Raw genomic sequence first — 25,777 nt, 5'->3', positions numbered from 1 at the left:
CGCTTCCGGAATGAATCATATTGTAAACTTAGAATTCTCCCAATACTACTTCGCAGAGGTTTTGGGCATGGTCGGAAACACGCTTCATGTTGATCAAAAGTTCAAGCATGACAAACCCGGTCTCCGGCGTACAAATTCCTTTGTTCAGACGGTCCACATGGCTCTTGCGCATGGCTTTTTCCATTTTTCTCACCTTATGCGAATTATCAAGAGCCTCCTGCGCCAGGATCAAGTCATTGTCTTCCAGTGCCTGGAGGGCCCCTTCTGCCGTTTCGAGGACGAGGTCTTCCAATTCTTTCATTTCCTTCTGTGCCTGAGGAGAAAAGCTCATACCTTCTTCATTCATTGATCTGACACGCTTAACAATCGTTTCTGCGTGGTCCCCGATACGTTCGATATCGCTGCAGCAATGCAGCAGTCCCGTGTGCATAGCTGTCAGCTCAGGGCTCATTTTCTTTTCGGAGAGCTTGGTCAGATACACCGTAATCGCTTCTTCAAGATTATCAATCACAGGTTCATGTTCCGTTATATACTTGGCTTTTTTGGATTCATACTTATTTACACAAGCAAAGGAACGACGGATATTTCCCAAAGCCAGACTGCCCATACGGATAACTTCCTTTTTGGCAAGGCTGAGTGCAAGAGCCGGTGTCCCCAGCATATTCTCATTAAGGAATTTAGGCTGATAAGAAATTTCTCCTCCCTTTTTAGGAACAAGACGTTCAATAAAATGCGTAAACTTAGTTGCAAACGGGAGGAAAAGCAGTGTGTTCACTACATTAAATGTAGTATGAGCATTGGCTATCTGACGGGCAATATTATGAGCCGGCGAAACCGCCAGAACAACCTGCAGGAACTGCTGCATAAAGATAAGGGCAATAATACTTCCGATAAGGTTAAACATCACGTGGGAAAGAGCAACCCGCTTAGCCACGATGTTCGCCTGCAGCGTAGCCAGTACAGCCGTGATACAAGTACCGATGTTATCACCCAGAAGCACCGGAACGGCGCCTTCCAGCGGGATCACGCCCTGGCTGGCCATAGCCATCAGAATACCGACTGTTGCACTGGAAGACTGAATGACAACTGTCATGCAGAGACCCACCAGAAGCCCCAGGATGGGTTGTGAGGAAAAACGGGATATAAAACCTACAATTGCTTTATTGTGACGGAGCGGCACCACCGAATCACTCATCATTGCCATACCGAGCATCAAAATGCCGAAGCCCATCAAAACTTGCCCTAAATCACGGATATTGCGTTTTCTGGCAACGGTTTGGATCAGGAAACCAATAGCAAGTATTAAAGTAATATAATCAGTTAATTTGAAAGCAATGAGCTGAGCCGTTATCGTCGTCCCGATATTGGCACCCATGACAATGCCAAAGGCCTGCTGAAGATTCATCAGACCCGCGTTGACCAAACCAACCGTCATGACTGTAGTAGCACTGGAAGACTGCAGTATGGCCGTCACACCAGCTCCTAAAGCCACACCATAGATTGTTTTTTTGGTCAATTTGCCGAGAATCCGCTGCAGTTTACTTCCCGCGGCTTGCTGCAGCCCGTTCCCCATGAGCTGCATGCCATACAAGAAAAGAGAAATACCGCCTAAAAACAGAAATAAATGAAGCAATTCGATTTCCTCCGTTTATGACGCACGTGCCAGAAAGATAATATATATTTGTATGTATCCGCATTTGTATCGTTTGTGTAAATTTTAACATAAAATACACGTACTATCCATAATCAATGCGTTTTTCACGGAAATATTTTACCTAATTTTTACAATGCGCAATAAATCACCTTATTATTACACTAAATCGTCACTACGACGTAGATTATTCGAAATTATACCGAACAATAAGTGCCTTATTTGTGTATTTCTTCGTATCAAATTAAAAAAGAAAAAGAGAAATTTTTAAAACAAAAGAAAATTTTATGTTTTTATATAAAGGACATTTGTATCTATTTTTCAGTACTTTTTTACGTTTTTCCCTAAGTTGTCCGTTTTCTGAGTTATCTTACTATTTTTTGTTTAATTGTTCGCTATTATAGTTGTTCATTCCGAACGAATTTTCAGAAATCATTTCTGTCTGTCCGTAATTTCACGCTTTTTCCCGTGTTTTCCCTTATACAATCGCATTTTACAAAGGCTATTCTTTTCGTAAGTATTTGATTTTTCAGCACATTTAGCTTTAAAATTTTCAGTTTGTTCTTCTTTCTTATCCTAATTTAGTGCTAATTGGATACAGTATACCGTATTTAATTTTCAAATTGTGATATGAATTTTACATTACAGAGAATGTGTCATTTCCTTGACAAAATGTTACGCACAGGATATACTTTTCTTATCGAACGAATCAGAATTCCTCGTAATCTATTGTTCGGCTAATGTTTTTGGTCTTCTGATCATGTCCTAAATTTTTTACAGATGGAGGAGAGTTCTATGAAAGCAAAAAAATTGTTGTTTGCAATGATGGCCATGGCTACAGCAGCTTCCCTGGCGGCAGGATGCGGCGGAAGCGGTAGTTCTTCCGGCAGTGGCAGCGGCAGCGGCGGTGGACAGAAGTTCATCAACATCGCAACCGGCGGTACATCAGGTGCTTATTATCCGCTGGGCGGTGCGCTGGCTGATATTCTCAACAAGAATGTCAAAGGTGCCAATGCTTCGGCACAATCTACTGGTGCTTCCGTTGCAAACGTCAACCTCCTGAAAGAGGGTAAAGTAGATATTGCCTTTATCCAGAACGATATTTCCTACTATGCCGTTAAGGGCATGGAAATGTTCAAAGGCAAGGACGTCAAGAATCTGAAAGGTCTGGCTACCTTGTATCCGGAGACAGTTCAGATTGTAACGACGAAGAATACCGGTGTTAAGACGCTGGCCGATATCAAAGGCAAACGCGTCGCTGTAGGTGCTGCCGGTTCCGGTGCTGAAGCCAACGCTCGTCAGATTTTGGCAGAAGCAGGCATTACGTACGATGATATCAAACCGCAGTACCTGTCCTTCGGCGAAGCGTCTTCCGCTCTGAAAGACGGTAACGTAGATGTTGCCTTCTTAACGGCTGGTGCACCGACCGCAGCCATTCAGGATCTGGCTACTCAGCATGACGTAGTCCTGGTTCCGGTAGACGCAGCGATGGCTGACAAGCTGATCAAGAAGTATCCGTATTATACCAAGTTCAAGATCCCGGCAAAGACCTACAACAAGGTAGATGCTGATGTAGATACTGTAGCAGTTAAATGCATGCTCGTTACCACCGACAAGATGAGCGATGACCTGGGCTATCAGGTGGTTAAGGCCCTGTACAGCAACCTCGACCGCATGAAGGCAGCTCATAACGTCGCTAAGTATATCTCGAAGGAAACCGGTAAGGAAGGTATGTCCATTCCTCTGAACGGCGGCGCTGAAAAGTTCTTCAACGAGAAATAAGAATCCTGAGTGATATACCCATGTTGAATCAGATAGACCGAACGCCACCCTCCAGTGGGGTTCGGTCTTTTTTTCAGAAACCTGTCCTCATTATCTTATTGATTTTTGTGCTTTGCGGAGCGGTCTGGTACGGAACGCAGGATGTCCTGACGATCCTGCCTGAAAAGGGCGAACCGATTGTCCTGCAGACCCACCCTGGGGAGGAGTGGCGCTATCATTACAAGCATTCCGTACAACAAACTCCCTGCGACGAATATTTTCGTATCAATGGTCCGCACGATATGACCATGACTCATACAATCTATGAATCTTTCGGTGTGGGGCTTCCCTACGATGCTTCAGAAGGAGAGTTTATCAGTCTGAAGGAAGAAGGAAAGTTCAAAATGATTATGAATCGTCCTTATCAGTCTGTTACTTTTCGGACTGCTGTACAAGCCATGCCGAACATCACATATCATGGGCGGACGTACGATTTGTGCAGCCTCTACGGACAGGGCACAAAGGTTGAAGTCACAGTCATGAAACGATATGAATTCTGGATGCTGTAAAGTTTTACGATATGGGAGGATGTGATTTTATGACTGAAGAAAAAAAACAAACAAAACCAGCAGAAATGACCGCGGAAGAGGTCATGCAGAAGTTCGATAAAGAATCGGATAAGCGTAATCCTGGCGGGATGTGGCATTATATTATTGCTGCCATAAGTATCCTCTTCGCTGTCTTCCAGCTTTATACGGCCATCTTTGGTGTATTGGACGCTCATTTGCAGCGTGCCATCCACCTTTGCTTCGGCCTTGCATTAATTTATTTATTGTACCCTGCCAGAAAATCCTGGTCCCGCAAGAAGATGAATCCCCTGGATGTAATCCTGGCAATACTCTCTGTCGGAGCGACAATGTACCTGGTCGTTAACTATAAGGAACTTGTTACGCGTGCCGGTATGAACACACAGACGGATATTATTGTGGGTATTATTGGTATCCTGCTCGTCTTTGAAGCTACCCGCCGCACCGTTGGCTGGCCGATGCTGACTGTCGCACTGGTCTTTTTGGCCTACGCCTTTCTGGGGCCATATATGCCGGGCGTACTGGCGCACAGAGGCGTTGGGTTCGATGAACTTGTCGGTCACCTGTATTTCACAACCGAAGGAATCTTCGGGGTACCGATGGGCGTATCGTCCACCTTCATTTACCTCTTCATCCTGTTTGGTGCATACCTTGACGCAACGGGCCTCGGCAAATTCTTTATTGACCTGGCAAACGCCATTGCGGGCTGGGCAGTCGGCGGTCCTGCAAAAGTTGCCGTACTTTCTTCCGGCCTGATGGGCACGGTTTCCGGTTCTTCTGTAGCAAACGTTGCCGGTACCGGTTCCTTCACCATTCCTATGATGAAGAAGTTAGGTTACCGTCCTTCCTTTGCCGGAGCTGTAGAAGCTGCCGCTTCTACCGGCGGTCAGCTGATGCCTCCTGTCATGGGTGCTGCAGCTTTCCTGATGGCAGAATTTGTGGGTGTACCTTACATTGATGTAGTTAAAGCAGCTGTTATTCCGGCTATCCTCTACTACACCGGCATCTGGCTGAGCGTTCACTATGAGGCCAAAAAATATGGCCTGAAAGGAACTCCGCGTGAAGAATTACCGAAAATTGGTCCTCTGCTGAAGGAAAAAGGCCATCTGGCTATTCCTCTTATCGTTATCGTATATCTGCTTGTTACCGGTTATACGCCAATGCGTGCTGCTCTCTATGCTATCGGCCTTACGATTGTCTGCGCCTGCCTGAGAAAAAATACGCGCATCACCTTCCGTCAGTTTGTTGACGGCTTGATCAATGGTTCCCAGTCCGTACTGGGCGTTCTGATTGCCTGCGCTTCTGCCGGCATCATTATCGGTGTTGTGACCAAGACCGGTGTTGGTCTGAAGCTTGCCACGGCTCTGCTTGACCTGGCACATGGCCAGTTGATTCCGGCGATGTTCTTTACGATGATCACTTCCCTGATTCTCGGTATGGGCGTTCCTACAACGGCTAACTACGTCATTACGTCCACTATTGCAGCGCCTGCTCTGATTCAGATGCATGTGCCGGTACTTGCCGCCCACATGTTTGCTTTCTACTTCGGCATCGTTGCCGACGTAACCCCGCCAGTTGCGCTGGCTGCGTATGCTGGTTCCGGTATCGCAGGTTCCGACCCGATGAAGACCGGTGTCACGGCTGCCAAGCTTGCTATTGCAGCTTTCGTCGTACCATACATTTTCGTACTGGCACCTCAGCTGCTTATGATCAACGCTACGGCGCCGACCATTATCCTTGCCATGGTGACCGCTATCATCGGTATGTGGGGCTTGTCCCTTGCTATGATCGGGTTCTGTGAACATCCGCTGAATGCCATTCAAAGAATTGTATTCTTCATTGGCGGCCTGTGCCTGATTATTCCTGGTACCGTTACCGATATCGCTGGTGTTGTGATTCTGGTTATCTGCTATCTGTGGCAGAGAAAGAATCAGGGTGGTCCGCTTCCTAATGTTGGAGACTGACATCGTTAAGGAATAAAAGAATACAAAAGATACCCTCCTCACTGGGCAAACCGGTGAAGAGGGTATTTTGCATTGTTCACATAAGCAAATGCAGGTGAAATCTAAAAAATCCAAAAGTGTTCCAGACAAATGATAGAAAAATTGAAAGATAAAAAGCGACTCAATATCATTCAAAGGAAAAGAAAACTGTTATAATAAAGAGCATAATAAAAAAACTATCAGAATAGAGAGCATCGCAATAAAAACGTTCTTCATTCTGATAATTTTATAAATACAAAATAGATGCTTCCTGCTGAATGCAAAGGAGCATCTATCTAACGCTAAAAGTATTTGATTATGCAATCTCTTTGACAAGTTTTTCTGCCATGGCAGAAGGGTATTTTCTCACAATGGTATGTAAGAATTCCTTCCAGCGTTCTACCACACGGCGATGAGCAAAATGTTCTGAGAAATACTCGAGAGGAATCAGCGTCTTGCTGCCCATATCATTCACAAGACGGATGCGATACGAACCATCCCCCATTTCCTGAAAAAGAACATTTTCCGGGTACAATCCCATCGTGATGATTCTCTTCTGCAGCAGTTCATCATGCATCTTGCGCAGCAGTACTACGATACCTTTAAAATACTTTTCAAGTAATTTCAAGTCCGTCAGCACTTCAGCCAGCGTACGGCATTCGCTTCCATCAGCGTTGGTAATCCTTTCGTACACATGGCCTTCCCCATAATTTGTCTGAATAGCGCCATAGTACTTAGGCAGCAGCGATGATTCCTTGTGCTGGTGCTGCATTACATGAATATAACGGATTTCCCTGCCAAGATCCTTGACGCCGCCATCGTTGTAAGGAAGCTTGACGCAAAGCTCGCTCCTGTCAGGCATCAAGTAGCATTTCTTATGACTTCCCTTTCCATAGACATCTGCCTCAGAAAGAGTGACGTAAGGAATTGCATTCTGAGTTTTATTCATGATTCTTCCCCGCCCTTTCTCATATTGGCAATTCCAATTTAGCTACGTTTATTAATTTAAACAAAAGATAAATTAAATGTAAAAATTTCGTAAAATTTATAAATTCATTGTAAATCTAAAGGGTTGAAGATTCAAGCCTTTTAAAAATAATTTCACAATTTGGTGTTTAGTGAAGTTAAGAATCAGGATTTTCTGTATTATTATGTTTTATTGAAACGAAAAAGAGCTCTCCGACTCAGGACGGAGAGCTCTTTTTTAATCCGCATATTCTTTTTTACAATGGATTTTCAACGGCAGACAAGACAAACTTCATAAGAACGTGTATCTGCATTCTAAGGGGCAAATACGCAGCTACGAAGCCAAATCTAAGAAGAAAATAAGATACATTACTTTCACAGCATGGGGTTCCCCTCTTCGAAGCCGCAAAGTGGTTTTAAAAGAAAAAAGAAGCTTTCCTCCACCACTTCGTGGTCCATCCTCCTTCCGACTTCGTGGAAGGAGGTGACAGTGGAATCGCAAACCTCCTTCGTCGGTTTCTAGGATAGCCAAGCACTCCGCTTGGCTTACCAAATAACTTTCCTCCACCACTTCGTGGTCCATCCTCCTTCCGACTTCGTGGAAGGAGGTGGCAGTGGAATCGCAAACCTCCTTCGTCGGTTTGCCTTAATTAAAAAAGGGGCTGTCGCATTTTGCGACGGCCCCTTTTGTATCAAAAACAAGGTAAAAGCAAGGCGCGGCCTCATTGAATGAGACCGCGCCTTGGTGTAGAATTTAAATATGCAAAAAAACAAACCTACACAAAAGGATTATACAAAAATTGGCAGTTCTTATCAACTTTTTCTTCCTCTAAATTTTGAAGTACAAATCCCTAATGACGATCCTGTTCGCTTGGTGCGTGCCATGGTAGAAGGGATGGATGTAAAGGCATTGTATGACACGTATTCTCATGTCGAGAATAAATTAACGTCACCAATTCAGCTGCTGGAAATCGTCATTTATGCATGTATGGAAGGAATTCGTGGTTCGCGTAAGATAGAGCAATCCTGTAAAAGAGACACTCATTTCATGTTCCTCTTAGATGGGAAAAAAGCTCCGGATAATGCAACCATTGCAAGATTTTGTTCCCTCCATCTAAAACCATGTATCAAGGAGCTCATGATTCAGATGGATAAATGGCTGCTGGCTCGCGGGTTCATCACGCTGGATAGCCTGTTCATCGATGGGACAAAAATTGAATCTGTGGCAAACAAATACAAATTTGTTTGGAAAAACAGAATCTTAGGCAGCCAGAACAAACTCATAGAGAAACTGGAGCAACTGGTTCCCGAAATCGAGGAACGTTTCGGGATCAAGGTCTGTTACGGAAACACTTTCCACATCCGTCATTTAAAGAAGCTCCTAAAAAAACTGCTTGTCATAAAGCGGGCTGAGGGAATCGAGTTTGTTCACGGATGTGGGAAAAGAAAGACCATCCTACAGAAGTACTATGAGATTTTAGCTAACTATCTCAAACGCCTTAAGGTGTATACGAAGCAGCTTCATATCTGTGGGGAACGGAACAGCTTTGCCAAAACAGACCCGGATGCTACCTTTATGAGGATGAAAGAAGACGCCATGCTTAATGGCACCTTAAAGCCGGGATACAATGTCCAATATGCAAACAATTCCGGTTTTACCTTGTTTGCAGATGTGAGTGCGCATCCCACAGATATGCGGACACTCATTCCTTTTCTTGAAGGATTTGAAGCCCACTTCGGTCAGAAATTTGCAAACATTGTAGCCGATGCAGGCTATGAAAGCGAAGAGAACTTGGTCTGGCTGAAGAAGAATCAGTATACTTCATATATCAAGCCTAACAATTATGAAAGAAGCAAGAGGAAAAAGTATAAGAACGACATCGGCAAAGCAGAAAACATGACATATTTGCCTGAGCAAGACATGTATATCTGTAAAGGTAGGAGACTGCTGAAAGTCAGCAAAGTAACCCAGGTAAAGAACCGGTCAGGATATGTGTCAGAGAAAACATATTACGAATGTAAGGACTGCAGCGGTTGTCCCTACAAGGAACAGTGCATCCATGGGAACAATTGCAGGACACCCATGGAGAAAAGAAACAAGAAATTAGTGGTCTCGAAGAATTTTGCTGCATTGAGGGCAGAATCCCTGAAGAACATTACTTCCGAATATGGTAAGGAACTGAGGATGAACCGCAGTATACAGGCAGAAGGAGCCTTTGCGGATCTCAAGGATTCATTAAACGTCAGAAGACTAGAAACCCGAGGCAAAGGAAATGCCCTGGTAACAGTGGGAATATGTGCCATGGCACGGAATGTCCTGAAGGTTCATCACAAAGTTCAAGACGGCAAAGAGGATTTGCACTTATATCCGCTGAAAAAAGAGGCCTAAAAGAACCTACAAAAAGAGCGCTCGAAAAAAGCAACTTAGGGTTGCTTAATTTCGTGCGCCCTTTTTTCATCTCAAAACATATTCAACTAAAAAGTAAGGCAAATTGGGGCCTTTAGCAAGTTATTTCAGGGATTAAAAATCGGTCACTTGCGACAGCCCCTTTGAGAACCGAATTACCGATTCAAAGAAGCTTATTCAGCATCCAGCTTTACATAGCCAGCCAGACGTTCTTCAGCATCTTTCTTGGTCTTAGCATACAGTTCTTCTGCAATATCCGGGAAGGATTTTGCCAGAGAAGCGTAACGAACTTCGCCCTTCAGGAAGTCTTCGAAAGTATCGAACTTCGGAGTCTTCGTGGAATCCAGGAAGAAGCTCTTCTTGCCAACAGCCTTCAGTTCAGGGTTGTAACGGTAGCAAGACCAGTAACCGCATTCAACGGCAGCCTTAGCTTCCAGGAAGGAGTGCTGCATGCCGCGTTTGATACCGTGGTTGATGCAAGGAGAATAGCAGATGATCAGGGAAGGACCATGGTAAGCTTCAGCTTCCTTCAGAGCCTTCAGAGCCTGGTTCTTATCTGCACCCAGGTTGATTTGAGCTACATATACATAACCATAGCTCATAGCCATCATGCCCAGATCCTTCTTCTTGGTTCTCTTACCGCTGGCAGCGAACTTAGCTACAGCAGCTTCAGGAGTGGACTTAGAGGACTGTCCGCCGGTGTTGGAGTAAACTTCGGTATCGAATACCATTACGTTGACATCGTCACCGGAAGCCAGGACGTGATCCAATCCGCCGTAACCGATATCATAGGACCAGCCATCGCCACCGAAGATCCACTGAGAACGTTTTACGAAGAATTGCTTTGCATCGTAAATTTCTTCCAGTTCAGGCTTACCAGCCTTTTCAGCTTCGAGGAGAGCAACCAGCTTATCAGCGCGTTCACGAGAGCCGTCGCCATCTTCCTGATGAGCCAGCCAATCTTCCATAGCAGCCTTCAGATCTGCAGAGCAGTTGTCCTTAGCAGCTTCCATCAGACCAGCCAGACGATCGCGGCAAGCCTTAACGCCGAGGTACATGCCTAAGCCATATTCAGCGTTATCTTCGAACAGGGAGTTAGCCCAAGCAGGACCATGACCCTTGTGGTTCTTGGTGTACGGCATGGAAGGAGCAGATGCACCCCAAATGGAGGAGCAGCCCGTTGCGTTAGCAACCATCATGCGATCACCAAACAGCTGGGTTACCAGTTTAGCATACGGAGTTTCGCCGCAGCCTGCGCATGCGCCGGAGAACTCGAGCAGCGGTTGTTCGAACTGAGAACCCTTTACGCTGAACTTGTTCATCGGGTTGACTTTCGGAGTTACGTTCTTCTGAGCATAATCCCAAGCGTCTCTCAGATGTTCCTGAGTAGCAAACGGTTTCATTTCGAGGGCCTTTACAGGGCAAGCATCAACGCAGTTGCTGCAGCCTTGGCAGTCCATCGGGGAAACCATAATGCGGAAGTTCAGGCCCTTAGCGCCGGTAGCCGGTTTGGTCTTCAGTTCAGCAGGAGCAGCCTTAGCTTCTTCATCGCTCAGCAGAACAGGACGAATAGCGGCATGCGGACACATAATAGCGCACTGGTTGCACTGGATGCACTTGTCAATGTTCCATTCAGGAACGTTGATAGCAATACCACGTTTTTCGTAAGCAGCGGTGCCGGACGGGAACGTACCATCTACCTGACCCATCAGTTTGCTGATCGGCAGCTTTGCGCCTTCCTGTTCGTTCATCGGAACCATTACTTCATCAACCCAGTCATTGCCAGTCTTCGGATAGAGAACTTCGTCCTCAGCCGTAGCCCAGGAAGCAGGGATTTCAACCTTATGGATAGCATTGACACCTTCGTCAACGGCCTTGTTGTTCATATCAACAACGTTCTGGCCCTTCTTACCATAGGACTTAACAATGGATTCCTTCAGATATTTGATAGCGTCATCTACAGGGATGATTTCAGTCAGCTTGAAGAATGCGGACTGCATAATCATGTTGATGCGGCCGCCCAGGCCAATGCCTGCAGCAATCTTAACAGCATCAATGGTGTAGAAGTTAATCTTCTTGGTAGCCAGATAACGTTTCAGTTGTCCCGGCAGTTCCTTATCGAGTTCTGCATCGCTCCACGGGCAGTTCAGCAGGAAGGTGCCGCCTTCCTTCAGGCCGTTAGCTACGTTGTAACGACGTACATAAGAAGCGTTATGTACAGCTACATAGTCAGCGAAGTTGATGAGGAACGGCATATGAATCGGTTCCGGTCCGAAACGCAGGTGGGAAATGGTTACGCCGCCGGACTTCTTGGAGTCATAAGCGAAGTAGCCCTGAGCGTACATATCAGTCTTATCACCGATAATCTTGATAGCGCTCTTGTTAGCACCAACGGTACCATCGGAGCCCAGGCCCCAGAACATGCAGCTCGTGGTGCCCTTCGGGGTGATGTCCAGAGTCTTTTCCTTCGGCAGGGAAAGGTTGGTAACATCATCGGTAATACCAACGGTGAAGCGAGGTTTCGGTTCAGCAGCTTTCAGGTTGTCGAATACAGCCAGTGCATCGCCAGGATAGAATTCCTTGGAACCTAAGCCGTAACGGCCGCCGATAATCATCGGTTTTTCATCTGCAGTGTAGTAAGCGCTGCGAACATCCAGGTACAGAGGTTCGCCTTCGGAGCCAGCTTCCTTCGTTCTGTCGAGAACAGCAATTCTCTTAACAGTCTTAGGCATAGCAGCCATGAAGTACTTCAGGGAGAACGGACGGAAGAGGTGAACGTTCAGGACACCAACCTTTTCGCCCTGTGCGCACAGGATCTTGGCAACTTCTTCAGCAGTCTGAGTGCCGCTGCCCATCATAACGATAACGTTTTCAGCATCAGGAGCACCAGTGTAGTTGAAGAGCTTATAGTCACGGCCGGTCAGCTTGCTGATCTTATCCATGTAGTCAGCAACGATATCAGGCAGTGCATCATAGTATTTGTTTACAGCTTCACGAGTCTGGAAGTAAATGTCCGGGTTCTGAGCGGTACCGCGAATAACAGGGTTATCCGGGTTCAGAGCATGCTTACGGAACTTTTCGAGTTCATCGTAATCAACCAGTTTTGCCAGATCATCATAGTCCAGAAGTTCAATCTTCTGAATTTCATGAGAAGTACGGAAACCATCAAAGAAGTTCAGGAAAGGAACATGGCCTTTGATAGCGGACAGATGGGCAACAGCAGTCAAATCCATAACTTCCTGTACGCCGCTTTCGCAGAGCATAGCGAAGCCGGTCTGACGGCAAGCCATAACGTCACTGTGGTCACCGAAAATGTTCAGGGAGCTGGTTGCCAGAGCACGAGCAGCTACATCGAATACGCCAGGAAGCAGTTCGCCGGCGATCTTGTACATGTTCGGGATCATCAGCAGCAGGCCCTGAGAAGCAGTATAAGTGGTGGTCAGTGCGCCAGCGGCCAGGGAGCCGTGTACAGCACCGGAAGCACCAGCTTCGGACTGCATTTCCATGATCTTTACAGGACGCCCAAAGATGTTTTTCTTACCATGGGAAGCCCATTCATCACTGACTTCTGCCATCGGGGAAGAAGGAGTGATAGGATAGATTGCTGCAACATCACTGAATGCGTAGGAAGTATACGCAGCGGCGGTGTTACCATCCATCGTCTTCATTTGCTTTTTAGACATTGTTCAAAGCCCCTCTTTCTTAGATAAATGACTATGAATGACGAACGATTTCGTCATCTACAGTCTCCCTAATCTCCTATAGTATATAACAAATTTATCATAATAACAAATGAATTTTTTCCTATTTCACGACAATTTACCGAATTCCAGAAAATGTCACATAATCTTCTTAATTTCTATATATTTTTTTACAAAACGTTTTACACCTGCATTAAATTGTTTTTATTATTAGAAACGAGATATTTTCTCCTGAATATACACGACTTTACGCTGCTATATAGTGTTGCAAATTCACGCCATGCCTGCTAGAATAGGAAACGAGCACTGGGGGTGCTTTTGCTGAGAGGCCCGAGAGGCCGACCCTTTGTACCTGACGCGGGTAATACCGACGTAGGAAAGTGTTTCACAGGTGTGTTTATGCTTGGGAGCTGCTTTTCTACAATGAAAAGCAGCTCCTTTTTATTAAGGAGGAAAAGCAATATGCAAACACAACGTCAAGCCGCCCTCGACGGCAAGATTACTGACGCCATGGCTGAAGTAGCCCGTCAGGAAAATCTGGATCCTGAAGTCATCCGTGAGAGAGTTGCCAAAGGCACTGTTGCCATTTGCGCAAACATCAATCACACGAATCTGGTACCGCGCGGTGTCGGTGAAGGCCTGTCCACGAAGGTCAACGCCAACATTGGTACTTCTTCTGCCTTCCCTGATCCGGAACCTGAATTGAAAAAATTAAAGGCGGCCATCGACGCCGGAGCAGACGCGGTTATGGATCTTTCCACGGGGAACAACATCGATGCTTCCCGCCGCGCCATCATTAAGAACTCCACCGTTATGGTCGGCACTGTTCCTATTTATCAGGCAACCGTAGCTGCCATCAAGGCTCATGGCAAAGTTACGGACATGACCAAGGATGATATTTTCCAAGTCATCGAAGAACAGGCTAAAGATGGTGCTGACTTCATGACCATGCACTGCGGCATTACACGTCAGGCCCTGAAGACCTTGATTGATGAAGGCCGTGAAATGGATATCGTCAGCCGCGGCGGCTCCTTCCTCTCCGGCTGGATGCTGGCAAACGGCAAGGAAAACCCCTTCTACGAATATTTCGATGAAATTCTTGATATTTGCGCCCGCTACGATGTAACCATCAGTCTGGGTGACGGCTGCCGTCCGGGCTGCCTCGCCGATGCTACGGACCGTACCCAGATTACAGAACTGATTAACCTCGGTTCCCTCACCCAGCGTGCCTGGAAGAGAGGCGTACAGGTCATGGTAGAAGGTCCGGGGCACGTACCTTACAACCAAATCGCAACTAATATGCAGCTTGAAAAGCGTCTCTGCCACGGTGCTCCGTTCTATGTCCTCGGGCCTCTTGTGACGGATATTGCTCCGGGCTATGACCACATTACCTCCGCTATCGGCGGTACGCTCGCTGCCGTAAACGGTGCTGACTTCCTCTGCTATGTAACGCCGGCCGAACACCTGGGACTGCCTGACATCAACGATGTCCGCGAAGGTGTTATTGCTGCCCGCATCGCAGGCCACGCTGCCGATGTGGCAAAGGGACTGCCTTCCGCCGTTGCCCAGGATCTCGCTATGGCCCGCGCCCGCAAGAAGCTGGATTGGGATGCACAGCTGAAACTTGCTATCGACCCGGTTAAAGCAACGGAATTCCGCAAAGCCAAAAATAAGAGTACTGATGAATATTGCTCTATGTGCGGTGACTACTGCGCAGTCCGCATCATCAGTGAATACCTTGATAAAGTCAAGGAAGAAAAGAAAAAACAAAAATAATCACCATCCTGGTCACTCACCCTGAAAAAGGGGCTGTGAATAATGCGTATGCATTATTTCGCAGCCCCTTTTTCACGCTTTCCGCAGTCCGCCCATAGAAGAAAAATGACTAAAGCATTTTTCAACGAACTTATAAAAATAAAACCTGAAGTTTAGGTTATCTCTAAATTTCAGGTTTTTATTATTTCATTTGGATCAAAAGCCCTGCCACACCGCTGCTGACGAAACTAAATGCTGTATAAAGGCGCTTTTATTTTTCACTATCTATACTAAAAGAGGCCGTGAAACACGAATTTTCATGTTTCACGGCCTCTTTCTTATTACTACATTAAATTTGTCCGATTGCCTTCAGGATGACCTGAGCAATAATAGCAGAACCAAGATAAGTACCCATGAAAATGACGCAGCTCAAAATCATGATTCTCCAGCCCGTGTGTCTGAAAGCATCCATATCTTTACCGATGGAAACACCGGCATAAGCCAGGATGACCGTGCAAAGAGCAACGAACCCGACTTTCTTCATATAGAAGTTAATGATATCAGCACCGGGGAATCCGGGGCACGTCAAAATGCAGCCCAGCGTTACTACGTAGGCTACACCAGGAATATGACCCGGCATATATTTACCGAGGGCAATTCCTGCCATGCAGATTGCAATCAGAATCAGCATCCCGGGAATGGCTTCCAGGATTCCCACATGGGAAGACATGGTATTACTGATCATGGACAGCGCGCCCATCAAAAGAAGGATTACAAAAGTCTCAGCTAAGTTATATTCTTTCATTCTTGTTCCTCCTCCTTCGTCAGTACATGACCATATTTCAGGATGCAGCATTTCTTATACAGGAATTCCGTCAGCGGCAAAGCCAGCCAGATGGACATGTATATCCCGTCCAGTCCGGAGAGCATGTTACTTGCAGCACCAAAAGCAGCCAGTTGATCCGTCATTTCAGGATAAATTACGGAAAGAGACCCGACAGCAGCCGTCATCATACTGGCACTGCCGACGCCGGCAGCCATAGCCAGTGCGTACGGATGAAAAATACCAAGGCCTGCAAGGAAGCTTGCCATCAGTCCGACAAAGATGGTACCGAATACAGTACCGGAAATATAAACGCCCATAACGCCGCGGCCTTCAGGGCTATCAAGCCCATAGCGTTCACCAATAAGTGCAACGTTCGGTTCACGGGCCACTGAGTGAGCCGCGCCGATGGTCTCGCGTTTCAGGCCAAGAGCCACGGCCAGCGGCACGCCCAAAAGGCAGGTACCAAGGTTACCAAATTCCTGCAGAATCAGAGCAGGGCTGGAACTGATGATTTTCGGCAGCGTCGGCCCGACCAGAGTACCATAACGCGCCATCAGCAGCATCAGCGTAAGCCCAATCAGGGAACCGGCGTCTTCCATGTCTTTCTGCTTCGTAATTTTCAGGAAGCTCGGAGTAGTCAGGACACCCAGGATTAATGCGTACAGCATCGGCAGCAGTACGACTTTGCCCGGTCCGACCTGGAAGGACTTGACCCCGATCAGTTCTGCAATGGCAATCATAATGGCTACAATCACATGCAGTTTGATGTTTTTCATTTTTTCTTCCCCCTCACTTGTCACTAAAGTAGCTATCTAATTTCGCGATATATTCTTCCTTTGTCAAAGCTGGTTTGTAATCCTTCAGCAGCGCTTTTGCTTTAGCCGCGTTATCACTGAGCAGGTCGATGATCATACCGGCAAAAGCTTTCCCCGGAAGCAGTGCCGCTGCCTTGAAGTTTACCACTTTAAAATCGGCCCCGTGAAGCAGACCGTCCGTACCGCCGATAAAAGGATGGATGGCCGGCATCAGATGGGAAACATCTCCCATATCCGTAGAAGCACTGAAATGGCCGGCATCGATAATTTTCACATCCGGCATCGCTGTTTTAGCGTTTTCTGCAAAAAGGTCATTCAATGTAGGGTTGCAGATCAGCGGCAGCTGACCAGGCAGTGTATCAATTTTAACCTGCGCCCCGATAGCCATGCCGCCGGCTCTAAGTGCAGCATCAACCTTTTTGTGTGTTCTGTCGATGGCTTCCATCGTAGCACCTCTGACGTACGTTTCAATCCGTACGTCATCCGGTACATTGTTGACGAGGTCCCCACCCTTGGTAATGATGGGATGTACCCGGATATGATCATCATCACGGAAGGTTTCACGCAGGGAGTTGATTCCCATGATTCCGAGCATAGCCGCGTTCAATGCATTGATGCCTTGATCCGGAGCATCCGCCGCGTGAGCCGCTTTTCCGATATACTGAATCGTCTTGCCAATAAATCCGTTGCTGCTTGAACCGATAGCAACGGTCGGTTCCGGCGTATTCTTGCGGGAATGAATCTGCATTGCCATGTCGATATCATCAAACTCGCCCTCATAAATCAGTTCGCCTTTGCCATGGATATAATGAAGTTTCCCCTCTTTAACGAGTTTCTTACGATAAGCAAGCTGCACATATTCTTCTGCCGGAACAGCAAAGAAAACCACGTTGCCGGCCAGGTCCTTCATTACGCCGGAGCGGACAAGTCCATAAGCGGCGGCAAGCATGGCTGACTGCTGCATATGATGGCCGCACGCGTGGGCCGCGCCGGTATCCGGGTTTGCCATGGGATGTTCCGGACAGCCGATAGCGTCCAATTCGCCCAAAATGGCAATCGTCGGGCCCGGTTTGCTGCCCTTCAGGATACCCTTGACACCGGTTATAGCAAGACCAGAGCGATACGGGATTCCCAATTTATCAAATTGTGCCTGGACTTTTTCTGAAGTTTTAAATTCCTTGAACCCAAATTCCGGTTCTGCAGCCACACTGGCTGCATAGGCTTTCAATTCTTCAGCAGCCTGGTCAATTTCCTCAAATACTTTCTGCTTCATTGCTTCTTTATTCGTAATCCCCACGCTCCCATCTGCAAAATATTTATGCACCTATCATACTCTTATTCGTTCAATTTTTCAAATATATGATATGAATTTTTTATATGTATGCTTTTGCATCGTATTTGTAAAAGTATAACTCTGTCTGTAAAAACAAAGGCCCGGCAGGCTTTAATACTTGCCCACAGCAGCTTCTTGCTGCGCTGCTGCTAATCAATAAGCAATACGGACAAATCATTTACGTTCGTTCCGGTCGGACCCGTAATAATCAGCCCATTTGCCTTTTCAAGCGCGTGATAAGCGTCATTTTCATCAAGGACTTTGGGAATAGAAATACCCGCTTTTGCAAGAGTGTCAGCCGTCGTTCCATCCGCGTAGCCGCCGGCTGCGTCAGTAGGACCATCTGTTCCATCACTGCCAAAAGAGAAGACAGCGGCATTTTTTATCCCCCGGATACCGTCCGCCGCAGCAAGCGCAATCTCCTGGTTACGGCCGCCCTTCCCTTTGCCGTGCAGATGAACGATAGTTTCACCACCGGCAAGAAAGGCAATTTTTTCTCCTTTATGCTGATATTCCCGGGCAATGGCAGCAAGGAAGCTGCCGGCTTCCTTAGCCTGGCAGTTGAGGCTCGAAGTGAGAACCACGGCCTTATAGCCGCGTGCTTCCGCCGCAGCCTTCCCGGCCGCGGCAAGTTCTGTGACGCTTCCCGTAACGACCGTTTCCACATTATCGAGAGCTTTCGGAGTTTCCTGAGCAAGGCATGCTTTGGCTTCCGGAGAAAGCGTAATATGGAACCGTTCAATCACATTCTGGGCATCTTTGCAAGTTGTCGAATCCGGATAAGCAGGTCCGGAAGCAATCATATCAAGCGGGTCGCCAATGATGTCAGAAAGTACGATGGCGTAAACTTTGGCCGGCGCGCAAAGGAGCGCAAACTTACCTCCCTTTACCGCACTGAGACGTTTCCGAACCGTATTCATGGAAACAATGTCGGCGCCGCTTGCCAGCAGCTGCGAAGTGATCTGCTGCAATTCAGAAAGCGGCAGCAGCGGTTTTTCAAACAAAGCGGATCCACCGCCGCTGATCAAAAAGAGAACAGTGTCCTCGGCTTTTAAGTTCTTGACCATTTCAATGGCCCTGGCAGTTGCCTTGACCGAATTTTCATCCAGCACCGGATGCCCTGCCTCATAAATTTCAAGCGGAGGCAGCGCTCCCTTTGAGTGATGATACTTCGTAATCACAATTCCGGAAGAAACACGGTTTCCCAGGAGTTCTACTGCTGTCTTGGCCATTTGCCAGGAAGCTTTGCCAATAGCCACCACGACTACCTTGCCTTTGCCAAAATCTTTATTCTTCAAAGCCTTTGCCACGGCAGCGTCCGGCAGAGCTGCCTTCAGTGCCGCATCCATAATGAACTGAGCATCATCCCGTAACGTCATGTAGGTCCCTCCAATACCGTATAAAGTTACTAATTTTATTTCATTGTCAGACAAAACTTACTATTTTGTCAATAGGTATCCTCAAAAATGACCTTCGCCAACGACGATACTTTCTTGCAAGTGCGCACCTCCCATGCTACAATTTGTCTGTTCACCACATCCGGCTGAGAGATGCCGGCTGCGCTTCTGCTATTTTCCATGCACTTCCAAAGGAGGTACCATGATTACTTCTTACGCTCTTCACGACTGGCTGCCGGCGCTGACAGTACTTGTCAGTACGGTCATTGTCTATATCCTTTTCCGTATAATTTCTATAAAGGTCATTCATTTCATTCTGGATAAGCTGCCCATTGATGCTGACCAGAATATTGCCACTGCCATTTATCGTCCGGGGCGCATGGCTATTGCTTCCGGAGGTATGGTCGGTTTGCTGACGTCCGCTCCCCTGTCACTCGGAATCTGGGGTGACGCGGCCATCGTCTTTTTCAAGACCCTCATTATCATCGCGTTCTACTGGATTTTTTACAATCTCTTCAGTTCCACGAACTATGTTTTCCAGTATCTGACAGCTAAAGGGAAATGGAAACTTGATGCCACCATCAGCAACTTTATTTCCATGATAGTGCGGCTGCTTATCATTATTCTGGCCGTAGCTTCGGTGCTCAGTTTCTGGAATATCGATATCAGCGGTCTGATTGCCGGCTTATCCATCGGCGGCCTCGCTGTTTCCCTGGCTGCCAAGGATTCGTTATCCAATATTTTTGCCTGCTGCATTATCATGCTGGATCACCCCTTCCGGGTCGGAGACTGGATTGTCTGCAATAACATCGAGGGAGTGGTAGAGTCCATTTCCTTCCGCAGTACGAATGTCCGTACCCCGGTCCAGGGCCTCGTTAATATCCCGAACTCAATGATCATCAGTACTCCGATTACGAACTATACCAAACGTGACCGCCGCCGCATTGAGCTCACGCTCGGGGTTACTTATGACACAACACCGGAACAAATGGAAGAACTCGTCAGCAAAATCAAATCCGCGCTGAAGTCGCTCCCTCACATACTTAATGAAGATATGACAGTCGCTTTTACCGCGCTCGCTGACAGCAGTCTCAACATTACAATCATTTGTTACACACATATTATTTCCTTTACGGAATACTACGAAGTCAAAGAAGAAGTGAATCTGGCACTCATGAGGGCTATGGAAGAAGTCGGCGTCAGTGCAGCCTTCCCCAGCCAAAGCGTATATGTAGAAAAAATGCCCGAAAAAGCACCTGAAAAGTAAAAACAGGGGCTGTGAAATAATGCGTGTGCATGATTTCACAGCCCCTATTTCGCGCTTCTCGCAGCACGCCGTTCACATCCCACCCGTGGAAGAATGACCAAGGCATTTTTCTTTGAGCTTATAAAAATAAAACCTGAAATTTAGACTAACTGCTAAATTTCAGGTTTTATATCATATTTCACTTAAACCAAAAGCTTTAACACACTGTCGCAGAAAAGGCTATATGCCATAGGCCAAAAGCGCTCTTTTATTTTTTACAGCCCTTTTTTCGCATTTGGCAGCCCTCACTTCCGCTACAGTAGATCAATGATCTTTTTGAGTGCCGCAGCCGGCAGCTGACCGGGTGCTGATGTATTGCCCACAGCGCCAAAGGTCAGCACGCTCCCCGTAAGAGCCCCGCTGATACGGCTCAAAGCCCCAAGGGGACCCATAGCCATCGTAATAACAGGACAGGCATCGGGATCTTCCTTCATGGTCAGCGTAGCATCCAAAAGGCGCAGGACATCCCGCTCACACCGCGGCATGACTGCCAGTTTTGCAATGTCAGCGCCTGCTGACTGCATCGTTCGCAGACAATTTACCATCACATCCGTCTCTGGTGTTACATCCCGCAGATGGCAGGATACGACAGCCTTGACACCTGCAGCATGGGCAGCTCCGACCAATTTTTCTACAAGGGGCAAACCGCGGGAAAGTTCGATATCGATCAGGTCAATCAGACCAGACTCCACTGCCCTCCGGCACAATGTTTCATAAACTTCTGATGTCAGTTCAATTTCATCCATTTCTACGCTGGTTCGGATGGTAAAAAGAATCGGATCATCCGGAAGTTCTTCATGCAGGGTCTGCAGCGCCTGATTCATAATCTCCGGATCATTCAGAAGCCGCAGCCGGTCTGCCCGGAACTCCACCAGATCATGCGCAGCAGCGCGGACCTCTTTTAGTTTTACACGCAAAGAAGCAATGTCCGGTTCTGTCAGAGGAACACAAATTTTAGGTTTACCTTCACCCAAAACAATCTGCTTTACCTTTACAGCTTTATTCATTCAATTTTCTCCCATCACTACTATTGTTATCCCGAGCTAAAAATTTTATAATGATTGTATTCTATATCTAAGCAAAACAAAAGTCAAAAGGGGCATCATCTATGAAAAACATCGTATTTATCGGCATGCCGGGATCCGGAAAGAGCACCATTGGACGCCTTGTCAGTAAAGCTCTGCACCGCCCGTTTACAGATTCTGATGACTATCTGCACCAGATGATCGGACGCGATATCAAAGCGTTGTTTCGGGAAAGTGAAGAAAAGTTCCGGGATGCTGAAACCAAAGCTATCCGTGAACTTGCTGCCAAAGAGGGAACCATCATCGCCTGTGGCGGCGGAGTCGTTAAACGTGCCGAAAATATGGATTTGCTCCGCAAAACAGGTACAGTCTTTTTTCTCGACCGTAATCTCCAGGAAATTGCCCGCAGTGTCGATACAAAAGGCCGTCCGCTGCTGAACAGCTCGGCAAACCGCCTGCAGCAGCTCTATAACGAGCGTATCGACCTCTACCGAAAATACAGCCATTATACAATACCAGTCGTAGAAGGACCTCAGAAAACAGCACAGATTGTGCTTACTAAAATTCAGGAAATAGAATCTCGTTAATAGACCCGAAAAGGGGCTGTGAAATAATGCACGCGCATATTTCACAGCCCCTTTTTACACGCTTTCTACACCCCACCGTCCGCAGCCCGCCCGGGTGTACTAACCACTGCAGCAGACAGGGCTAAATGCCAGATGCTAAAAGGCAAAAGCGCTTTTTTACTTTTACACCGATGTCTTCTGCAAGCAGTCGATAGCTCGTTCGAGACCGTTCAGAGTAAGCGGAAACATGGGGACTCTCTGTGCAACAAGTCCCACTGTCCGCATCCCGTAATCATAATTCCACAGTCTTTCATGCAGCGGGTTCAGCCAGACCATTCCCGGAAAATGATGGTGTGTCCGCTCAATCCAGTACAGTCCGGGCTTCTCATTGCCATGATAGTAATCAATATTGCCGTCTTCATAGAGCAGCTCTGCCGGTCCCATATAGGCGTCTCCGATGACGATGACCTTGTACTCACTTTTGATGTTGTTCAGGATCTGTTCTGTCGAAATCCGCGTCGACCAGCGGCAGCTCGGTTCTGTAAAGAAATACTCATACCAGCAGTTATGGAAATAATAGGTCTTCAAATCCTTGAAGTGATTAGAATCATGCACAGCCTGAAATAAGCGGCTGCAAAGCGTAATATAGGCGTCCATGGAACCGCCGCTGTCCATGAGGAGCAGCAGCTTGGTCTGGTTCTTACGCGGCTTTTTCATGACAATCTGCAGCATTCCCGCATGTTTTCCCGTCTCTTCGATGGTTCCCTCTACATCGAGTTCCGTCGCGGCCGCTTCATCCTTATTGGATAAACGACGCAGTTTGCGCAGGGCCATCTGAAACTGACGAATTTCCAGTACGTGGTCGTCACGGAAGTCACGATAATTACGTTCTTCTGCCACTTTAAGAGCCCGATGATTCCGACCCTTACCACGAATGCGGATACCTTTCGGAGCATATCCCGAGTGACCGAACGGCGTGAGACCCCCCGTTCCAATCCACTTGGTCCCGCCGTGATGTTCTGATTTTTGTTCCGCCAGACGCTGCCTCATGAGCGCCTCGATTTCTTCAAGCGTCATGTTCTTCCACATTGCGTTGGCGAGTTCTTCATTAAATTCTTTCCGTTCCAAGACGTGGGTCAGCCATTCTTCCATGGCATCAGAAAGCTCGCTATGCTCGGCAATTCCTTTAAAATAAGCCGCAAAGGCCTGATCGAAGCGGTCATAATCCGTCTCTCGTTTTACCAAAATAGCCCGCGCCATATGGTAAAACTCCAGAAGGCTTTCTCCTTCAAGCCCCATGGAAAGGGCGTCCAGGAGTGCTGACCACTCTACAAGACTGACTTTAAGTCCGTAGGAACGGAGCATATACAGAAAATCCGTAAACATATCAATGCCCCACTCGCTGCAAATCCTCTGTCTTTTTAAGAAGTACCCCGATGAAAGGCAGTTCATGCTCCAGTGTCTCTGCCGGGACACCTCCGATGACAAGTGCCTGCAGCCAATCAAGAAGTTCCGATGTGCCCGGTTTCTTTGAAAGATCCAGGTCACGCAGACGATAAAAAGCTTTGACAGCTGCCGCTACGAGTTCCTCTTCCAAATTGGGGTAATGAGCCTTGACAATACGGCGCATCATGTCCGGATCCGGGAACGCAATGTAATGGAAAATGCAGCGGCGCAGAAAAGCATCCGGCAACTCCTTTTCAGCATTTGACGTAATAATCACAATCGGACGATTCTGAGCCCGAATCGTCTCTCCGGTTTCAGGAATATAGAATTCCATCTGATCCAGTTCCCACAAAAGGTCATTCGGGAATTCCAAATCTGCCTTATCGATTTCATCGATAAGCAACACGCTTCTTTCCGGATCACTAAACGCCTCGCCGAGTTTGCCGAGATGAATGTATTTTTTGATATCATCGACGCCGGCAGTCCCGAACTGGCTGTCATAAAGGCGCTGAACCGTATCGTACACATAGAGGCCATCCTGTGCCTTTGTCGTCGATTTAATGTTCCAAATATATAACTTCATATTCAAGCCGTCTGCAATAGACCGCGCCAGCATCGTCTTACCGGTACCCGGTTCCCCTTTGATAAGCAGCGGTTTCTGCAGTGCGGCGGCAATATTGACGGTCCGGATTAATTCCTCGGATGCAATATAATCAGAACTACCTTGAAACTTTTCCATGTGACTCTCCTTGTAATAAAGAATTTGGATTAATCATACCTTTTTCCCCACTCTCTGTAAAGCTCCACCTGTAAACGGAACCTCATGTGAACCTTATTTATCTCTACGGTTCGAAAGTTTAAAAGCAATACTAAAAAGCTGCAGCAGGAAAACAACACCCTACTGCAGGCTTTGGATTTTCTTATTGTTTATGTAAAAAACGAATCGCCAGTTTGTTGACGGTCTTAGTAAAAGGTTCTTCCACCGGCACCACCAGATCGCTGTATTTCTGATAAAGCGGGCGGCGCTGTTTGTCAAGGCGCCGCACTCTTTCCGCGCCGTCTTTGAGCAATGGACGCATGGAAGTGTCGACACTTGCCACGATATCATCTACGGAGCGGTCAAGAAAGACTACCGTACCCGTTTTCCTGAGTGCTTCCATATTACATTCGCGCGTGACCACGCCTCCTCCGCAGGCTATGACAATGCCCTGTTTTTGTGCAAGGGCCCGGATTGCTTCACTTTCGCGGCTGCGGAAGTAGTCTTCACTTTTAGCAAACATATCCGCAATAGTCTCCCCTGCCATCTCCACGACGGTAATATCAGCATCATAAAAAGGCCGATGCAGCGCCTGGGCCAGTTTTTTTCCTATGGTACTCTTCCCACAGCCCGGCAGCCCGATAAGTACAATATTACGCATGGATTTTTTCCTCCATCTGAGCGGCAATGCGCGCCGTCAGCTCCGGCTCAATTTTGCGTCCGAGCCATATTTCTTCCGAGGCCATGGCCTGCGCTACGAGCATATAAAGTCCATTGCAGGTCACCAGCCCCCTTTGCCCGGCGAGCCGCAAAAATTCTGTCTCCGCCGGATTATACACAATATCTACAGCAGCCTCCCGCGTCTTGCCGAGGACTTCCATGCCAACTGCCGAAACTCCGACACGCGGATACATACCGACAGGTGTCGTATTGACAATCAGGTCGTGCGCAGGAACTTCGTCCGCATGGGCATAGTCAATCATCCGAAGCGCCGGATACTTACTGAAAAAACGCTCCAGATCCCGATGCCCTTTTGCCAGATTACGTGCCATGACGGTAAGACTGGCCGGTTTCTGATTCAACAGGTTCTGCAGTACGGCACGGGCTGCGCCGCCGCTTCCAAGGACAACCACATCTTTGCCTTCTACCACAATATTGTTATGCGCCAGAAGACGACCAAAACCGAAATAATCCGTATTGTGCCCTTCCATCGTGCCACCGTCAAATTTTAACGTATTTACAGCACCAATAGCCTTTGCCTCAGGGCTCACGTAGGAGGCTTCCTCAGAAGCTTTCACTTTATAAGGAATAGTCACATTCAAGCCGTCAAACTGCTCTCCTGCCTCTTTCAGGAACTGATCCACACGGTCTTCCGGTACTTCAACTAATTTATAAGTGCCTTCTATTCCGGTTTCCTGAAAAAATAACTGATGAATTTCCGGAGACCAGCTGTGCCCCAGTACTTCACCCAACAATCCTAATCTCATCATGATTCT

The 25,777-nt window shown here is 47.3% G+C and carries 19 protein-coding genes and 1 riboswitch; of the genes, 7 read left to right on the top strand and 12 right to left on the bottom strand.

Going from position 1 to position 25,777, the window contains the following annotated elements; translation table 11 throughout:
• Positions 1-28 precede the first annotated feature (28 nt).
• Positions 29-1,633: a Na/Pi cotransporter family protein gene (locus tag LKE33_04870; protein MCH3950258.1), complete on the bottom strand. Its 1,605-nt coding sequence runs from the start codon at positions 1,631-1,633 to the stop codon at positions 29-31.
• A gap of 813 nt (positions 1,634-2,446) precedes the next feature.
• Here LKE33_04870 and LKE33_04865 point away from each other — a divergent pair.
• From LKE33_04865 to LKE33_04855, 3 genes are read left to right on the top strand one after another with little or no spacing between them, the layout of a single operon-like run.
• Positions 2,447-3,433, top strand: a complete 987-nt coding sequence (locus LKE33_04865) for a TAXI family TRAP transporter solute-binding subunit (protein MCH3950257.1) — start codon at positions 2,447-2,449, stop codon at positions 3,431-3,433.
• Between the two features lie 20 nt (positions 3,434-3,453).
• Positions 3,454-3,981 carry a DUF1850 domain-containing protein gene (locus LKE33_04860; GenBank protein ID MCH3950256.1) on the top strand — a complete coding sequence of 176 codons (528 nt, stop codon included), beginning with the start codon at positions 3,454-3,456 and terminating at the stop codon, positions 3,979-3,981.
• A gap of 29 nt (positions 3,982-4,010) precedes the next feature.
• On the top strand, positions 4,011-5,963 hold the full coding sequence (locus tag LKE33_04855; GenBank protein ID MCH3950255.1) for a TRAP transporter permease: 1,953 nt from the start codon (positions 4,011-4,013) through the stop codon (positions 5,961-5,963).
• Positions 5,964-6,297: 334 nt separating this feature from the next.
• Here LKE33_04855 and LKE33_04850 read toward each other — a convergent pair whose 3' ends face one another.
• Entirely contained in the window at positions 6,298-6,930 is a 633-nt protein-coding gene (locus LKE33_04850; GenBank protein MCH3950254.1) for a YrbL family protein, read from the bottom strand.
• Positions 6,931-7,707: 777 nt separating this feature from the next.
• Here LKE33_04850 and LKE33_04845 point away from each other — a divergent pair.
• Positions 7,708-9,336, top strand: a complete 1,629-nt coding sequence (locus tag LKE33_04845; protein ID MCH3950253.1) for an IS1182 family transposase — start codon at positions 7,708-7,710, stop codon at positions 9,334-9,336.
• Between the two features lie 191 nt (positions 9,337-9,527).
• Here the strand turns inward: LKE33_04845 and nifJ are convergent, their stop codons facing one another.
• Positions 9,528-13,037: a pyruvate:ferredoxin (flavodoxin) oxidoreductase gene (gene nifJ, locus LKE33_04840; GenBank protein ID MCH3950252.1), complete on the bottom strand. Its 3,510-nt coding sequence runs from the start codon at positions 13,035-13,037 to the stop codon at positions 9,528-9,530.
• A 316-nt stretch (positions 13,038-13,353) separates the two neighbouring features.
• A riboswitch (TPP riboswitch) is annotated at positions 13,354-13,451 on the top strand.
• A gap of 66 nt (positions 13,452-13,517) precedes the next feature.
• Here nifJ and thiC point away from each other — a divergent pair.
• A complete protein-coding gene (gene thiC / locus LKE33_04835; GenBank protein MCH3950251.1) occupies positions 13,518-14,831 on the top strand; it encodes a phosphomethylpyrimidine synthase ThiC in 1,314 nt (437 codons plus the stop codon).
• Positions 14,832-15,159: 328 nt separating this feature from the next.
• On the opposite strand, the gene LKE33_04830 is transcribed toward thiC, so the two are convergent.
• From LKE33_04830 to LKE33_04815, 4 genes are all read right to left on the bottom strand, one after another.
• Positions 15,160-15,615 carry a DUF340 domain-containing protein gene (locus LKE33_04830; protein ID MCH3950250.1) on the bottom strand — a complete coding sequence of 152 codons (456 nt, stop codon included), beginning with the start codon at positions 15,613-15,615 and terminating at the stop codon, positions 15,160-15,162.
• Positions 15,612-16,412, bottom strand: a complete 801-nt coding sequence (locus LKE33_04825; protein ID MCH3950249.1) for a DUF3100 domain-containing protein — start codon at positions 16,410-16,412, stop codon at positions 15,612-15,614. Before LKE33_04825 ends, LKE33_04830 begins: the two co-directional genes overlap by 4 nt.
• Before the next feature lie 13 nt (positions 16,413-16,425).
• On the bottom strand, positions 16,426-17,775 hold the full coding sequence (locus tag LKE33_04820; GenBank protein MCH3950248.1) for an amidohydrolase: 1,350 nt from the start codon (positions 17,773-17,775) through the stop codon (positions 16,426-16,428).
• Positions 17,776-17,933: 158 nt separating this feature from the next.
• Complete coding sequence (locus tag LKE33_04815) at positions 17,934-19,163, bottom strand: glycerate kinase (GenBank protein ID MCH3950247.1); 1,230 nt, start codon at positions 19,161-19,163, stop codon at positions 17,934-17,936.
• Between the two features lie 220 nt (positions 19,164-19,383).
• On the opposite strand from LKE33_04815, the gene LKE33_04810 reads away from it, so the two are divergent.
• Positions 19,384-20,448, top strand: coding sequence for a mechanosensitive ion channel family protein (locus LKE33_04810; protein ID MCH3950246.1), 1,065 nt, complete (start codon positions 19,384-19,386; stop codon positions 20,446-20,448).
• Positions 20,449-20,741: 293 nt separating this feature from the next.
• Here LKE33_04810 and aroD read toward each other — a convergent pair whose 3' ends face one another.
• On the bottom strand, positions 20,742-21,494 hold the full coding sequence (gene aroD, locus LKE33_04805) for a type I 3-dehydroquinate dehydratase (GenBank protein ID MCH3950245.1): 753 nt from the start codon (positions 21,492-21,494) through the stop codon (positions 20,742-20,744).
• A gap of 101 nt (positions 21,495-21,595) precedes the next feature.
• On the opposite strand from aroD, the gene LKE33_04800 reads away from it, so the two are divergent.
• On the top strand, positions 21,596-22,099 hold the full coding sequence (locus LKE33_04800; protein MCH3950244.1) for a shikimate kinase: 504 nt from the start codon (positions 21,596-21,598) through the stop codon (positions 22,097-22,099).
• A gap of 162 nt (positions 22,100-22,261) precedes the next feature.
• On the opposite strand, the gene LKE33_04795 is transcribed toward LKE33_04800, so the two are convergent.
• From LKE33_04795 to aroE, 4 genes are all read right to left on the bottom strand, one after another.
• Positions 22,262-23,464, bottom strand: coding sequence for a VWA domain-containing protein (locus LKE33_04795; GenBank protein ID MCH3950243.1), 1,203 nt, complete (start codon positions 23,462-23,464; stop codon positions 22,262-22,264).
• 1 nt (position 23,465) lies between these two features.
• Positions 23,466-24,263, bottom strand: coding sequence for a MoxR family ATPase (locus LKE33_04790; protein MCH3950242.1), 798 nt, complete (start codon positions 24,261-24,263; stop codon positions 23,466-23,468).
• Between the two features lie 181 nt (positions 24,264-24,444).
• Positions 24,445-24,942, bottom strand: a complete 498-nt coding sequence (locus tag LKE33_04785) for a shikimate kinase (protein MCH3950241.1) — start codon at positions 24,940-24,942, stop codon at positions 24,445-24,447.
• Complete coding sequence (aroE, locus tag LKE33_04780) at positions 24,935-25,771, bottom strand: shikimate dehydrogenase (protein ID MCH3950240.1); 837 nt, start codon at positions 25,769-25,771, stop codon at positions 24,935-24,937. Before aroE ends, LKE33_04785 begins: the two co-directional genes overlap by 8 nt.
• Positions 25,772-25,777: the final 6 nt, after the last annotated feature.

The organism is Acidaminococcus sp. (assembly GCA_022482815.1).
Lineage (GTDB): Bacteria > Bacillota > Negativicutes > Acidaminococcales > Acidaminococcaceae > Acidaminococcus.
The sequence above is the reverse complement of the archived record's forward strand: the minus strand, read 5'-3'. Positions and strand labels throughout refer to the sequence as shown.

Bases quoted from the DNA above. Each gene is read 5' to 3' on its own strand.
- LKE33_04865 (MCH3950257.1), top strand. From the start codon at position 2,447: ATGAAAGCAAAAAAATTGTTGTTTGCAATGATGGCCATGGCTACAGCA.
- LKE33_04860 (MCH3950256.1), top strand. From the start codon at position 3,454: ATGTTGAATCAGATAGACCGAACGCCACCCTCCAGTGGGGTTCGGTCT.
- LKE33_04855 (MCH3950255.1), top strand. From the start codon at position 4,011: ATGACTGAAGAAAAAAAACAAACAAAACCAGCAGAAATGACCGCGGAA.
- LKE33_04850 (MCH3950254.1), bottom strand. From the start codon at position 6,930: ATGAATAAAACTCAGAATGCAATTCCTTACGTCACTCTTTCTGAGGCA.
- LKE33_04845 (MCH3950253.1), top strand. From the start codon at position 7,708: ATGCAAAAAAACAAACCTACACAAAAGGATTATACAAAAATTGGCAGT.
- nifJ (MCH3950252.1), bottom strand. From the start codon at position 13,037: ATGTCTAAAAAGCAAATGAAGACGATGGATGGTAACACCGCCGCTGCG.
- thiC (MCH3950251.1), top strand. From the start codon at position 13,518: ATGCAAACACAACGTCAAGCCGCCCTCGACGGCAAGATTACTGACGCC.
- LKE33_04830 (MCH3950250.1), bottom strand. From the start codon at position 15,615: ATGAAAGAATATAACTTAGCTGAGACTTTTGTAATCCTTCTTTTGATG.
- LKE33_04825 (MCH3950249.1), bottom strand. From the start codon at position 16,412: ATGAAAAACATCAAACTGCATGTGATTGTAGCCATTATGATTGCCATT.
- LKE33_04815 (MCH3950247.1), bottom strand. From the start codon at position 19,163: ATGACGTTACGGGATGATGCTCAGTTCATTATGGATGCGGCACTGAAG.
- LKE33_04810 (MCH3950246.1), top strand. From the start codon at position 19,384: ATGATTACTTCTTACGCTCTTCACGACTGGCTGCCGGCGCTGACAGTA.
- aroD (MCH3950245.1), bottom strand. From the start codon at position 21,494: ATGAATAAAGCTGTAAAGGTAAAGCAGATTGTTTTGGGTGAAGGTAAA.
- LKE33_04800 (MCH3950244.1), top strand. From the start codon at position 21,596: ATGAAAAACATCGTATTTATCGGCATGCCGGGATCCGGAAAGAGCACC.
- LKE33_04795 (MCH3950243.1), bottom strand. From the start codon at position 23,464: ATGTTTACGGATTTTCTGTATATGCTCCGTTCCTACGGACTTAAAGTC.
- LKE33_04790 (MCH3950242.1), bottom strand. From the start codon at position 24,263: ATGGAAAAGTTTCAAGGTAGTTCTGATTATATTGCATCCGAGGAATTA.
- LKE33_04785 (MCH3950241.1), bottom strand. From the start codon at position 24,942: ATGCGTAATATTGTACTTATCGGGCTGCCGGGCTGTGGGAAGAGTACC.
- aroE (MCH3950240.1), bottom strand. From the start codon at position 25,771: ATGATGAGATTAGGATTGTTGGGTGAAGTACTGGGGCACAGCTGGTCT.